The sequence below is a fragment of the Corynebacterium sp. HMSC036D03 genome (genome assembly GCF_001836185.1).
GTDB classification, from domain to species: Bacteria; Actinomycetota; Actinomycetes; order Mycobacteriales; family Mycobacteriaceae; genus Corynebacterium; species Corynebacterium simulans.
In genome coordinates, this window is sequence record NZ_KV827743.1 from 1 (window position 1) to 12,497 (window position 12,497).

Annotated in this window: 13 protein-coding genes and 1 pseudogene; 9 read left to right on the forward strand and 5 right to left on the reverse strand. The window is 58.2% G+C overall.

The window, feature by feature from the left end:
- A pseudogene (locus HMPREF2692_RS13385) lies at nt 1-733 on the forward strand (IS3 family transposase); the annotation flags it as partial.
- On the opposite strand, the gene HMPREF2692_RS07265 reads toward HMPREF2692_RS13385, so the two are convergent.
- Nucleotides 734-1,189: a hypothetical protein gene (locus HMPREF2692_RS07265; protein ID WP_049063229.1), complete on the reverse strand. Its 456-nt coding sequence runs from the start codon at nt 1,187-1,189 to the stop codon at nt 734-736.
- A 221-nt stretch (nt 1,190-1,410) separates the two neighbouring features.
- On the opposite strand from HMPREF2692_RS07265, the gene HMPREF2692_RS07270 reads away from it, so the two are divergent.
- The 4 genes from HMPREF2692_RS07270 to otsB are packed head-to-tail and all read left to right on the forward strand — an operon-like array spanning nt 1,411 to nt 4,455.
- Nucleotides 1,411-1,758, forward strand: a complete 348-nt coding sequence (locus HMPREF2692_RS07270) for a hypothetical protein (protein ID WP_070823257.1) — start codon at nt 1,411-1,413, stop codon at nt 1,756-1,758.
- A 5-nt stretch (nt 1,759-1,763) separates the two neighbouring features.
- Nucleotides 1,764-3,194 (forward strand): alpha,alpha-trehalose-phosphate synthase (UDP-forming), encoded by a 1,431-nt coding sequence (locus tag HMPREF2692_RS07275; protein ID WP_070823259.1) that lies wholly within the window; start codon nt 1,764-1,766, stop codon nt 3,192-3,194.
- Entirely contained in the window at nt 3,191-3,688 is a 498-nt protein-coding gene (locus HMPREF2692_RS07280) for a metal ABC transporter substrate-binding protein (RefSeq protein WP_235591083.1), read from the forward strand. The genes HMPREF2692_RS07275 and HMPREF2692_RS07280 overlap by 4 nt, the downstream gene beginning before the upstream one ends.
- A 20-nt stretch (nt 3,689-3,708) precedes the next feature.
- Nucleotides 3,709-4,455: a trehalose-phosphatase gene (gene otsB, locus HMPREF2692_RS07285; protein WP_061924620.1), complete on the forward strand. Its 747-nt coding sequence runs from the start codon at nt 3,709-3,711 to the stop codon at nt 4,453-4,455.
- Nucleotides 4,456-4,570: 115 nt separating this feature from the next.
- Here otsB and HMPREF2692_RS07290 read toward each other — a convergent pair whose 3' ends face one another.
- Nucleotides 4,571-5,680, reverse strand: a complete 1,110-nt coding sequence (locus tag HMPREF2692_RS07290; protein WP_070432295.1) for a LacI family DNA-binding transcriptional regulator — start codon at nt 5,678-5,680, stop codon at nt 4,571-4,573.
- A gap of 118 nt (nt 5,681-5,798) precedes the next feature.
- Here HMPREF2692_RS07290 and HMPREF2692_RS07295 point away from each other — a divergent pair, with 118 nt between their 5' ends.
- The 4 genes from HMPREF2692_RS07295 to HMPREF2692_RS07310 are packed head-to-tail and all read left to right on the forward strand — an operon-like array spanning nt 5,799 to nt 9,199.
- On the forward strand, nt 5,799-6,752 hold the full coding sequence (locus HMPREF2692_RS07295) for a metal ABC transporter solute-binding protein, Zn/Mn family (RefSeq protein WP_070823262.1): 954 nt from the start codon (nt 5,799-5,801) through the stop codon (nt 6,750-6,752).
- Complete coding sequence (locus HMPREF2692_RS07300) at nt 6,752-7,453, forward strand: metal ABC transporter ATP-binding protein (RefSeq protein WP_070432297.1); 702 nt, start codon at nt 6,752-6,754, stop codon at nt 7,451-7,453. Before HMPREF2692_RS07295 ends, HMPREF2692_RS07300 begins: the two co-directional genes overlap by 1 nt.
- Nucleotides 7,431-8,387: a metal ABC transporter permease gene (locus HMPREF2692_RS07305; RefSeq protein WP_141748318.1), complete on the forward strand. Its 957-nt coding sequence runs from the start codon at nt 7,431-7,433 to the stop codon at nt 8,385-8,387. The genes HMPREF2692_RS07300 and HMPREF2692_RS07305 overlap by 23 nt, the downstream gene beginning before the upstream one ends.
- A gap of 11 nt (nt 8,388-8,398) precedes the next feature.
- Entirely contained in the window at nt 8,399-9,199 is an 801-nt protein-coding gene (locus tag HMPREF2692_RS07310; RefSeq protein ID WP_070432299.1) for a CE1 family esterase, read from the forward strand.
- Nucleotides 9,200-9,259: 60 nt separating this feature from the next.
- Here the strand turns inward: HMPREF2692_RS07310 and HMPREF2692_RS07315 are convergent, their stop codons facing one another.
- From HMPREF2692_RS07315 to HMPREF2692_RS07325, 3 genes are read right to left on the reverse strand one after another with little or no spacing between them, the layout of a single operon-like run.
- Complete coding sequence (locus HMPREF2692_RS07315; RefSeq protein ID WP_141761312.1) at nt 9,260-9,871, reverse strand: helix-turn-helix domain-containing protein; 612 nt, start codon at nt 9,869-9,871, stop codon at nt 9,260-9,262.
- A gap of 8 nt (nt 9,872-9,879) precedes the next feature.
- Entirely contained in the window at nt 9,880-10,506 is a 627-nt protein-coding gene (ccmA, locus tag HMPREF2692_RS07320) for a heme ABC exporter ATP-binding protein CcmA (RefSeq protein ID WP_061924635.1), read from the reverse strand.
- A gap of 3 nt (nt 10,507-10,509) precedes the next feature.
- Nucleotides 10,510-12,495, reverse strand: coding sequence for a hypothetical protein (locus tag HMPREF2692_RS07325; protein ID WP_061924639.1), 1,986 nt, complete (start codon nt 12,493-12,495; stop codon nt 10,510-10,512).
- Nucleotides 12,496-12,497 lie beyond the last annotated feature (2 nt).

The window sequence follows — 12,497 nt, forward strand, 5'->3', positions numbered from 1 at the left end:
AGACCATCTTCGATGATGAGCACGGGCTTTATGGCGCTAAACGCATCGCTGCAAGCCTCAACAGTGATACGGATTTCGGCCCGATAAATCACAAGAAAGTTGCACGCATCATGAAATCCATGGGGTTAAAAGGCTTTAGCAAACGGCGTCGATGCATTACTACCAGGCGCAAGCCTGGTCACCGTGTCATGCCAGATCTAGTAGGCCGCAAGTTCACAGCTGGCGAGCCAAATCGTGTGTATGTCGGTGACATTACTTACCTGCCGTGTAGGGGAGGCAAAACATGTACCTTGCCACAGTCATTGACACCTATTCACGAAAACTTGCAGGTTATGCGCTCGCAGACCACATGCGAGTGTCACTGGTCGTCGATGCAATAGCCCACGCGCACGGTGTGCGTGGCAGTCTTGACGGGGCTGTATTCCATTCCGATCACGGCAGCGTGTACACCTCACAAGCCTTTAGGAACTACTGCTCGTCGTTAGGTGTGCGCCAGTCCATGGGCGCGGTTGGAACGAGTGCCGATAACGCCCTAGCAGAATCCTTTAACGCCACCTTAAAGCGGGAAGTCTTGCGTGATAGGAAAGTCTTTGACAATCCCATTATCTGCCGGCAGGAAGTCTTCCGGTGGTGCATGCGCTACAACACGCGCAGGCGGCACTCCTGGTGCAATCTCGTAGCTCCTGATGTCTTTGAAGCCGAGACTTCGGCTATACTGACCACAGCAGCATAGCTAGCCCCCGATGTGTCCACTTTCCGGGGGTCGGGCCCCGCAGCGATCAACCACCTGGCCAGCCTGTTTATAGCTTTTTCCAGCGTCAACAAGTTTCAAAGCTTTAGCGATGCGATCCCGCTCGCGTTGTATGGCTCCACCGCGACTGGTATTAGCGAGTTCGATACCGTCTTGGGCAAGGTATCGGTAAGCAGTCTGTGGGAAACCAGTCTCTTTCAGTGCGCTATGCGCAGACTGGCCGCTTTCTACAAGAGCAACGACCTTTTGGTACTGATCTTTGAATTTATTCTCAGTCAGACTCCGCTGACGCTGACCACGGCTAAGGCCCTCAGCCTGACGCCACACCTTCGCCGTAGCCTTCGAGACCCCCAACTCCTTCAGGATCACCGACATCGGACGCGCATCATGCAGATACGCCTCCACGTACCGCTCACACAGCCTCTTATCACTTGACATCTACACAACCTCCTAGCTGTATAGATGCATTCACCACCTGAACTCGCCTTCCCTGCACGGCACCGATTTGGCAGTTAGGGCGAAATCCTCGCCGTGCCCGGCGCCATAACCCAGGCCCACAAAATAGATCTCTGCGCACATAGCCCCGAATCCGCACCGCACGGCCGCATGGCGTAGAATATGCGGTCTGAAAGCTTTCACAACTCGTTCAGGAGGACTTCGTGCCACCAAAGGTCACTGACACTCAGCCCGCTGCAGACCAGAGCAATGCAGTCGAGGAGGAGACCGCCCGCGCTGCGCGCCGCATCGTCGCTACTTATGCTGAGGACTTCCTCGATGGCGTGACCTTGATGTCCATGCTCGGCGTCGAGCCAGATGGCTTGGTACACAAGAAGGTTCTTGCAGAGCAGGAAGACGCTGCGCCAAAGAAGACCTCTAAGAAGTCCTCGAAGAAGGCAACCAAGAAATCTTCTAAGAAGACCACCAAGAAGGCAACGAAGAAGTCGACCAAGAAGTCCACAAAGAAGACCGCCAAGAAGGCTTCTAAGAAGACCACGAAGAAGGCCTAAGAACAATGTCTGGCCACGACAATTCCTTCGTGGTGGTGGCCAACCGCCTCCCCGTGGATCTGGAGATCCAACCGGACGGCACCCGCACCTGGAAGGCCTCGCCTGGCGGCTTGGTTACTGCTTTGTCGCCAGTGCTGGAGGCCGAGCAAGGCTGCTGGGTGGGCTGGCCAGGCATCACAAACGACGCCCCGGAACCCTTCCACACCGAAAACGGTGTGCTGCTGCACCCGGTCAAGCTGACCGACGTGGATTACGAGGGCTTCTACGAGGGCTTTTCTAACGCCACCCTGTGGCCGCTCTACCACGACCTCATCGTCACCCCGCAGTACAAGCGCGAGTGGTGGTACTCCTATCGCGAGGTCAACCTGCGCTTTGCCGAAGAAGTAGCCAAGGTCGCAGCATCCAACGCCACGGTGTGGGTACAGGACTATCAGCTGCAGCTGCTGCCAGGCATTCTGCGCCAACTACGCCCCGATCTCACCATCGGCTTCTTCCTACACATTCCATTCCCCTCTGCGGATCTCTTCCTGCAACTGCCATGGCGCGAAGAGGTCGTCCGCGGGTTGATGGGCGCCGATGTCATCGGATTCCACCTCGAATCCAACGCCCGTAACTTCTTAGAGCTGGCCACTCGCCTCGGCTTAGAGGTCACGGGCGAGGTCAGCACCCGCGACATCACTGCCGGCATCAAGGTCGATGGCCGCACCGTTGGCGTGGGCGCGTTCCCGATCTCCATCAAATCCTCCGACATGACGCGGTTCAGTAAGGCGGAGGACCGCGACGTCGCCAAGCTGCGTGCGGAATTCGGCGGCCACCACCGCGTCATTTTGGGCGTCGACAGGTTGGACTACACCAAGGGAATCCTGCAGCGCCTCAAAGCTTTCGAGGAGCTGCTGGAGGCGCAGGCGCTGGATCCGAGCGAGGTTACGCTGGTGCAGATTGCCACGCCTTCGCGCGAGCGCATCGACCATTACCGCGTGACCCGCTCGCAGGTCGAGGAGGCCGTGGGGCGCATCAATGGGCGCTTCGGCCAGATTGGGCGGCCAGTGGTCCACTACGTGCACCGCGCAGTGGACAAGGACATGCTACGCAAGTACTACCGGCTTGCCGACGTCATGCTGGTCACCCCCTTCAAAGACGGCATGAACCTGGTGGCCAAGGAGTATGTGACCTGCCACGACGACGGCCGCGGTGCATTGGTGCTCTCCGAGTTTGCCGGCGCCGCCGCGGAGCTCAAGCAGGCCAACCTATGCAACCCTTTCGACATAGAGTCCATCAAACGCGCCCTGCTCAGCGCATTGAAGGCGCTTGATGATTCACCCGACACCATGCGCCAGCACATGCTCGACCTGCACGCACAGGTGGTCCAACACGACGTGGATGTATGGTCGCGCGCCTTTTTGAGCGCCCTAGAGAAAGCAGCGAAGAACAAGTGAAGCGAGTAATTACAGCGGCACTTCTCGCCGCATCAATGACACTTAGCGCCTGCGGCTCCGAGGATTCAGGGCCGCAGCCACGCGGTGACGAGAGAATCGTGGGCAAGGACTGGCAAGTAGTGGCTATCTACACCAAGCCGGATGAGCCTTCTGCGATTCCGCAGACCGCTAAGGCGGTGCCACAAATGAGCTTCGGCGAATCCTCCATTGTGGGCTCTACTGGCTGTGCGCCGTTCCAAGCCAAGGTCTCCTACAGCGAGGCCGAGGATGCCGCCAATATCCGCGACGCGGACACCATGCACATCGATAAGGTGCGAATGGATACCCGTCCCGACGATTGCACCGGCTCGGCACTATGGGCGGATAATCTGCTACGCAATCTGCTGGCGGAAGACCATGATTTTGAGGTTCGGCTAAACCCGAATAATCAGCTGGTTCTGACTCTGGATACCGCCGAGGTGGACTCCCCCGCTATTCGCATGGTCTCGCTTTAGGGCTGTTTTAGGATGAGGGCATGATTGAAAAGCTCGCAGCAACCAAGCATCTGGCCGTAGTTTCTGACTTTGATGGCACCCTCGCCGGTTTTGCCAATGACATCTATGCGGTTCACGCCGAGCCGCGGTCGTTGGCTGCCCTGGAGCGTCTGGCGAAGCTGCCGGATACCACGGTAGCGGCGCTTTCTGGGCGCCACCTGGAAGGGCTAAAGCGCGTCTTCCCGCTGCGCGAGCCGGTTCTGTTGGGCGGCTCCCACGGCGCGGAGTCCTCGTGGCAGGACTCTTCCCTTTCGCCGGAAGCCCAGGCGCACTTGGACCGCAAGGAAGCAGAAATCCGTGAGCTGATGGAGCGCTTTCCTGGCGCGGAAATTGAGATTAAGCCTTTCCAGCGCGTGTTCCACCTGCGCCGCTTGGAGCTTACAGACCCAGAGCTAGCCGCCGAGGCCTACGCTGCTGGCCGCGCACTCGACCCAGCCGGTTTCCCCATGACTGCCGGCAAGTCTGTCATCGAGTTCTCCGCTACCCAGGCCACGAAGGGCTCATGGATTTCCGAGCTGCGCGAGCGCGTCGGCGCCACGGCCACGGTTTTCTTGGGCGACGACGTCACCGACGAAGACGGATTCGCGGTTTTGAATCAGCCACCAGACCTGGGCGTGAAGGTTGGCGAGGGCGAGACGCTAGCCGCACACCGCGTTCCGGATATTGCGGCTGTGTCTGATTTCTTGGAGGAGCTCGCTGCGGCCCGCGCGGTTCACCTCGGCGCTTAAGCGTGATGCGCGGTAAACGGGGCAAGCGCGGTAAACGGGACAAGCGCGGTACATTTTGCCAAACAAGGCGCTGATTTCGGCAAGTTTTGGCGCAATATTTGGCAAAGTGTGCCGACTAGAGCCGCCAATCCAATAAATGCTGCTCGCGCGGCGAGCCCACCGTGGTCCCCTCGTTGAAGCGGGTGGACAGCAGCTTATGGTCGTGTGCTGGGGCAGTCTCGGAAAGCGCGGCGTCGATATGCTCGGCCAACATGTGGCCTGCCGCCGCGCCTTTGGCTTTATTCGGCTGGACCACGGTAGTAAGCCCCGCCAGCAAGGCGGTGGTGATGCCGTCAAACCCCGTCACGGAGAGGTCTTTCGGTGCCGCGAGGCCAGCATCGCGCAAGACACCGAGCACGCCGAGCGCCATCGAGTCGGTGGTGCACAGCACGGCGGTCAGCTCAGGGCGCGCGGCAAGCAGCTCTTCCGCGGCAGCGCGCGCGGTGCTCGCATCGTTGATGTGGCGGGTGACAATGGGAATCTCGCCAATGCCTGCCTGTGCAAATACATCGAGAGCGCCCAGCACGCGGTCGCGTTGGACGTGCATGTCTGCGCGTTCGACCTGCTCCGGGCTTACGAAACCATCGATGCGCTCGTGGTGGAGGCGAATGCACAGGATGCCAATGCGGCGGTGGCCGGCCGCGAGCAACGCGCGGGCGGCGGGCTTGATTGCCTCGCGGTCATCGATGCCCACGAAGGGAAGGCCAGAGTCCTTGGGCTGATCGCAGACCACCAGCGGAAGACCACGCGTTCGCGCCGCTTCCACGGATTCGGACGAGACCGAGTAGATAACGAAGCCATCCACGGCGGCGCGGGTGAGGAGGGCGGCAGCGTCGTCGGAAGGGGCGTCGGGCCCTGCGGGAATCAGAGTTAGGGTGGTCGCGGCACCCGTGGATGCCTCTGCCATGCCGGCTAGAAAATCAACGGAGGCGGCGTCCTCGAAGGCGTAGGACAAGTGCTCGGTCAGGAGGACCCCCGTGGAGCCCGCGCGGCGAGTGCGCAGGCTGCGCGCGGTGGGGTCGGGGCCCGTGTAGCCGTGGGCTGCGGCCGCGGAGAGAATGCGCTCGCGCGTGGCTGGGGCCAGCTGGTCTGGGCGATTATATGCATTGGAAACGGTGGTACGCGAAACACCCAATTCAGCAGCCAGCGAGGCTAGCGTTTTCCGATTCTGGCTGCGTTTTACCATGCTGGCTACCCTACCCTGTTCACCTCTGCGTTTCGCGTTTCAGGCAAGGTCTTTAGCGAGCGGATTTTCAATACATTTCCATTTGACAACAATTTTCAACAAACGCAAACTAGAGGGCATGAGTTTTTCCCTTAAATCCCTGGCTGCGCCCGCCGCTCTCCTGTGTGCAGGCAGCCTCACCCTGGCCGGTTGCTCCAGCACCGATAGCGCCGACGAGGACACCATCAAGGTCGTCGCCTCCACCTCCATCTGGGCAGATGTGGCCCAGGAAGTCATCGACTCCGCACAGAGGCAAGACGTCAAGATTGAGGTCGAGCCAATCGTCAAGGGCAACGGCGTCGACCCGCACCACTTCGAGCCCACCGCGGCAGACATCGCTAAGGCCAACGAAGCCGACGTCCTCATCGTCGGCGGAGGCGGATACGATTCCTGGCTGTACCAGGCAGTAAAGAACCAGGACGAGATCATCCACGCCCTCCCTCTGACCGACCACGGCAAGCTCGACGAAGAGCCGGACGTCGTCACCGCGGCAGAGGCCAAGGTCATCGCCAAGAAGGAGCCCTCCAAGGTCACCAACATCGAGGGCAACGAGCACGTCTGGTACGACGCTGCCGCCATCGAGAAAGTGGCCACCGAGGTCGCCGACCTAGTCAATGAGGCCAACCCAGAGGCCAAGGCATCTGCAGACCCGCTGTTGGAGCGCGTCGAGGACATTAAGAAGCGTGTCGAGAAGCTGCCGAAGCTCAACTATGCGCAGACCGAGCCGATTGCGGACTACATCATGAAGTACACCCCTGCTTTGGACGTGACGCCGGAGGGCTTCCGCAAGGCCACCGTGTCTGAGGGCGAACCGACTGCCGCCGACCTCGCACGCTTCCTAGAGGCCATCAAGAAAGACAAGGTCGATCTGCTGATTTATAACCCACAGACCGAGACCGATATCTCCTCGCGCATCCACAAGGCAGCTGAGGAGCGCCACATCCCTATCGTGGAAATCGGCGAGACCCCACCAGAGGGCACGAACTTCCTCGACTACTACGAGCAGGCCGTGGACCACATCGAGGCAGCTTAGTGCTGGTTCAATTTCATGAAGCGGCCGTGGAACCGCTGTGGTCGGGGCTCAACCTGGGCGTCGACAAGCGCGAATTCATCGCCGTCTTGGGGCCAAACGGCGTGGGCAAGTCCACCTTGCTGGGCACCATCCTGGGCACGCGCCAGCTCACCGGAGGGCGCGTGGACGTCAATTCGCGGGTTGGTTTCATTCCGCAGCAGCGCATGTTTCCGCAGGATCTTCCCATGCGCGCCCGGGATTTGGTCTCACTGTCGTTGGCACACGGGGCCATCGCTAAGCGACGCCCCTCCCGCGCCCGCGTCGACGAACTCCTCGCTGAGGTGGGTGCCACCGGCATCGCCGAGCGCCGCGTGGGGCAGCTTTCGGGCGGTCAGCAACAGCTCATCCGGCAGGCCCAGGCGCTGGCCAATGACCCGCAGCTCATCCTTGCCGACGAACCATTACTCTCGCTCGATCCTGCCCGCCAGCAAGCGACCGTGGAAAAGCTCGACCGCTGGCGCAAAGAACGCGGCACCTCCGTGTTGTTCGTGACGCACGGCATCAACCCGGTGCTAGGCGTGGTGGACAAGGTGCTCTACATCGCCCCGCATGGCCACATGTTTGGCGCTGTGGATGAGGTTATGCGCTCGGATGTCTTGTCTGAGCTGTATGGTTCCAAGGTCAACGTCATCGAGGTCGATGGGAGACTCATCGTTGTCTAATAAGTTTTTCGAAGACACCCAGTATCTGCTCGGCGTCGATTTCGTGCAGTCTTCTCTGTGGGCCTGCGCGCTGCTGGGCATCCTCTCTGGTGTGATGACCTCACTCATCGTGCTGCGCCAGATGTCCTTTTCAGTGCACGCGACGTCTGAGCTCGCCCTGATGGGCGCTTCGGCTGCCCTGCTTTTCGGATTTAACTTAGGCTTCGGTGCCATCGCGGGCGCCATCGTGGCCGCCATCATCCTGGCGGTGTTGGGGCTGAAAGGCCAGCAAGACAGCGCGATTGGCGTGGTGATGAGCTTTGGCCTTGGTCTATCGGTGCTGTTTTTGCATCTCTATCCGGGCAATTCCAATACGGCGATGACGCTGCTGACCGGCCAGATCGTGGGTGTTTCCGCGGCCTCGGTGTGGCTGCTGGCGCTGACTACCGTCATCATCGTGGGCGTCGTGTTGCTCTTCTGGCGCCCGCTGCTTTTCGCTTCCGCCGACCCGGTCATGGCGCAGGCAGCCGGCGTACCAGTGCGCGCTATCTCCGTAGGCTTTGCCATTCTGGTGGGCCTTACCGCGGCGCAGTCAGTGCAGATTGTCGGTTCGCTGTTGGTCATGGCGCTGCTGATTACACCGGGCGCAGCAGCAGTGCAGATCACCTCCTCGCCGGTGCGCGCGGTGCTGTGGTCCACGCTTTTCGCCGAGGTCGCCGCCGTGGGTGGCCTCATCCTCTCGCTAGCACCAGGCTTGCCAGTCTCGGTCTTCGTCACCACAATTTCTTTTGTCATTTACCTGGTTTGCCGCCTCGTGGGCTGGCTGCGCAACCGCCGTGCCGTGCGCGACGACATCGCCGCCGCCCGCGTCACCAAAGCTCACTTCGAGGGCCGCAGCGATTCGGAAAAGCACCACACCAGCACACACGACGAAACCTGCGCCCACCCCGACTAAACTTTTGTTCCATGACCATCGTGGAATTTCAGGGATTCAAGCGTAAGTACACCGTCGTCGCGCCGGAAAATCCCGGTCCGAACCTGCTGCTTTTCCTCCACGGTTCGCTGCAAAATGGCAGCGTGATGCGGCGCTTTACAAACGGTACTTTCGACGAGCTCGCCGCCCGCACGGGCACGGTGGTTGTCTACCCCGACGGCGTGGATAGGCACTTCAACGACGCCCGCGCGGTGCTTCCGGTCAAGGCCCGTGAGCTTGGCATTGACGACGTCGCCTTTCTCCAACACGTCGCCGCCACCGTACAGGAGGAATACGGCACGCAGCGCACCTTCGCCTGCGGTTATTCCAACGGCGGGCAGATGGTAATTCGCCTGCTTTTCGATGCCCCGGGCTTCCTCGACGGTGCCTGCATCTTCGCCTCGACGATGGGCAGCGGCGCTAACCATGCGCCGTCTAACCCCGAGGGCTATACGCCCACCCCAATCCTCATGATGCACGGCACTGCGGACCCGTTAGCGCCTTATGAAGGCGGCCACGCTGGCCTCGCGAATAGCTCCCGCGGCGAGGTTACTTCCGCGTTGTGGACTGCGCAGCGCTTCGCCACGATGAACGGTTGCTCTAAGGCCAAGGTAACCCGCCCGTTTTCTGATGTGTCTTTGCATTCCTGGGAAGGTGACAACCCCGTCGAACTGTGGACCATGGAAGGCGTGGGCCACGTCATCCCCTCGGGCAACGAGCTCGACGCGCGCTTGGGCCCGAATACCGATAGCTTCATCGCGGCCCAGGTGGTGGAGGACTTCTTCGGCTTATAGCCCCGCGGCTCGCCTCCCCGCTACTTACCCAGCCCTGGGCATTTGCAACAGGATGGCAGCTCAACCCATAGCGGGTAAGGTTTTTATGGCTAACTGGACTCTGTTCTCTGCAGCAAAGATGTCGAGCAGCTGGGAAACTATTTTCTTGATCATCGGCACAGAAAGATGTGTTTCCTCCGCGATGCCATAATTTGAGTGCCCACATACAATTCCGTTTAAAATTCGAAGCTGAATTGCGGACAGTCGCTCGAGGTTTCGCTGCATATCTGGTTCAGGCATTGTCCCAACAGCTACGCCGTTTATTTCAAAGCAACAACTTATTTTAAGGCCCCCATGGCCGGAGCGAGCTTCCCGGGTAACGACGCAATATGCAGACGCGCCCAAATTGATTGCCGTTTGAAGCTTCTCACGCGAATGCTGTGAATAATCCACCAAGTAAATGAAATCGCTGCTCTTTAACTCTTGTATATCCCATACCCAGGTCGCCGAGTCTTTGCGCTCGCACAACACCAGCAATTGCTCCTGTGAGCCAGACAATGCATTCAGCAGCTCCCTTTGAGTGGACACACATTCAACCTGGGGCCAGAGGAAGTAACGTCTTAGCTCATCGAGTATCGATTGCTCATCGTCTCGGATGCCTGCAAGCAGACACGGCATATCCGAGTATTTCAATCGCCACACTAAAGCGTTACCTCGCAGTCTGCTTGGTCAGCTACATGCTTGGAATGCGTCGCGACGACGACAACGGCGCCTTGGTCAGCGAAAGCACGGAGGTGTTCAACAACCAGCTGAGCATTGTCCTCGTCAAGCGCACCGGTTGGCTCGTCCGCCAATACGATTTTGGGCTTAGAAATGAGGATCCTCGCCAAGGCTACTCGTTGTTGTTCGCCGCCCGACAAGCCGCTGACCACACGCTTTTCATAGCCTCGTAAACCGACCTGCGCCAAAGCGCTGTCTAGCGCCTCATCGAAAGCACGGCGCGAAACGTTACTGGCTGCGAGCTTCACGTTGTCGACAACGGTGAGGTCAGGAACCAAGCCGTAATCTTGAAAAAGATACCCAACGCATTCGCGTCGATACTTGCGCAGTCGACCTGCCGATAGCGATGCAATGTTGTTTCCATCCCACATGATTGAGCCTTTGTCCGGCGAGATCAGACCGCCCAAGAGGTTCAACAGGGTGGTTTTCCCACTTCCGGAGACGCCGGTTAATGCAGTCACCCGGCCAGCCGCAAAAGACCGCGTAAGGCCGGAAAGAATCATTTTTCCCTTCACACTGTAGTGAAGGTCTTCAACCTGAATTTCCATATCCTAATTTCCCTCGCTGTCTGTCCAGCGCATTTGATTTCGCGCACTAATCCACCAGGTCAAACCGATTGAAATACACATCCACACGATCGAAAATGCGACGACAGCAAGAACGGTTGCCGTGGACCACCTGTTTTCAAACCCCATCGACCACGTTGATGGATAGTGCGATTCCAGTTGTTCCTTATGCTCGCGCAAACGATACAAAACCCAGCCGATGGTGGTAACGAAAAAGAATAGCTCGGCCAGCAGAATCTTCCTGCACATCTTCCACGGGCTGCGCCCACAAATGAAGGAAACATAGAGCTCTCGCCGGAACGCCACCTGGAAACTGAAAAGCCCCGCGACGATTAACAAGGAAACCAGTAATATCGCTACGACCGTATTTAACGACCAAAGGCTGAATTGATCTTTGGCTTCCTCAAGGGACGATCGCCAGGAATCAGCATGCGGTTGTGCCGTGGCAAGCACCTTGCCCACCGTCCCATCTTTCAGCTCACCAACGACAGTTGGCTCGATGGCAAGGAGGACTTTCTGCGAGGCTTTCGCGAGTAAATTCCGGTCACCGATAGCTTCAAGCCCCACTGGTAACGAGACCACAATGGGGTCATTAATTACTGGCCGCAGCTCAACGTCATAGGAAAAGACTTGCCCAAGCGAACAATCCTCTTTCCAGTTAAAATCTGGAACTTTCTTCTTCGCGAGTTCGGCTTCAAATGCAACGGAGTCAATAATCGTCTGTTTGGATTCTTCACTGAGGGCAACGGGAGCACAAACGGTTACGTCTTCTTCAGAAGGGGAAACACCAGCTTGAACGGCGAACCGATGGTTGCTGAGAATAACCGGGGCTTCCAGTTGAGTCGGCCAGGTAAGCCAAAAAGGATCCGCTAAGAGTAGCTTTCCTTCGCGGTCCGCCTGACGCAAGGGCGCTGCAGCTGCAGCCTGTTCTTTTTCATCCGGAGTGATATTCGAGCTCAGGGCAAACTCTTGCTCATTGGCATGTCCGCTCCAATACGGTTGCAATTCCTCTCGCGCGGACACCTCAGCACCGGTATCAACCATCTGCGAAAGTGCCGTCAGGCTCGTCAAGAGTGCCAATAGCCGGACAGCATACAGAGCGTAGGTAATTGGACGCGCCCGAACCTTGCCTTTGATGGCCTGCGGGATCGAAATATTTCGAACCAATAACTGCCCGAGCACATAGCCCAGCGCCAAACCGACCCATTGGAGCAACACAGAAACGCCGAAAAAGGCCCAAAACAACGTCGCTTCTGCCCAGTCGTTGTAAAGATACAATGCCGCCGCAATAAAAATGATCGCAAGAAAAAATGGTAGCCATGTTTGCTTGGCAAGCCGCGTTACATCAAGCCTTAGCGTCTGCGATAGCTTTAGCCCCAAAAGTCTGTGAATGCCGATTTCGCGAGCCCGCACTAGGCAGTGCCCGCCACCCAACACGAGCGCGAGTAGAAAAGCAGCCGCGACCAACAAAGGCAGCGACGAAGTCATGACGATGCTCCAAGTCAAGTTCTGGAGCCCTATCACGGAATACCCGCGCTCCTCCAACCATGTCGTTAGGTCTCGAGCGTCGTTTTCCGATCCTTTAATGTTAAAAACTTGGCGCGGTTCCTTAGTCGGAATTTCCGACAATGGATACCAAACAAGCTTTTCGCCTCTCTGAAACTTTTGAGACTCAAAGTTAGCTGCACCTGAAGGCAGAGCCGAGGAGTAGATTCGCACCTCACCATCCGAATCAGCTAGCGAGGCGTAATAAATCGATACGTCAAATCCTGAGTCCCGCGCAAATTCAGAAAGCTCAGGAAACAGTGTTTCTGTGTGACTGTCAGGTTTGAAGTCTTCGATCTGGACAAACTCGTTGCCAAGCCGGTAATCCAGAGTCGATAAGAGGCTGGCTCCGACAAAGGCAATGAATGCGCTAATAACCGTAGAGAGCAAAATCCCTACGGTTAGTAGTCTGACTGAAGTTTTCATCG

Bases quoted from the DNA above. Each gene is read 5' to 3' on its own strand.
- HMPREF2692_RS07265 (WP_049063229.1), bottom strand. From the start codon at position 1,189: ATGTCAAGTGATAAGAGGCTGTGTGAGCGGTACGTGGAGGCGTATCTG.
- HMPREF2692_RS07275 (WP_070823259.1), top strand. From the start codon at position 1,764: ATGTCTGGCCACGACAATTCCTTCGTGGTGGTGGCCAACCGCCTCCCC.
- otsB (WP_061924620.1), top strand. From the start codon at position 3,709: ATGATTGAAAAGCTCGCAGCAACCAAGCATCTGGCCGTAGTTTCTGAC.
- HMPREF2692_RS07290 (WP_070432295.1), bottom strand. From the start codon at position 5,680: ATGGTAAAACGCAGCCAGAATCGGAAAACGCTAGCCTCGCTGGCTGCT.
- HMPREF2692_RS07295 (WP_070823262.1), top strand. From the start codon at position 5,799: ATGAGTTTTTCCCTTAAATCCCTGGCTGCGCCCGCCGCTCTCCTGTGT.
- HMPREF2692_RS07305 (WP_141748318.1), top strand. From the start codon at position 7,431: ATGGGAGACTCATCGTTGTCTAATAAGTTTTTCGAAGACACCCAGTAT.
- HMPREF2692_RS07310 (WP_070432299.1), top strand. From the start codon at position 8,399: ATGACCATCGTGGAATTTCAGGGATTCAAGCGTAAGTACACCGTCGTC.
- ccmA (WP_061924635.1), bottom strand. From the start codon at position 10,506: ATGGAAATTCAGGTTGAAGACCTTCACTACAGTGTGAAGGGAAAAATG.
- HMPREF2692_RS07325 (WP_061924639.1), bottom strand. From the start codon at position 12,495: ATGAAAACTTCAGTCAGACTACTAACCGTAGGGATTTTGCTCTCTACG.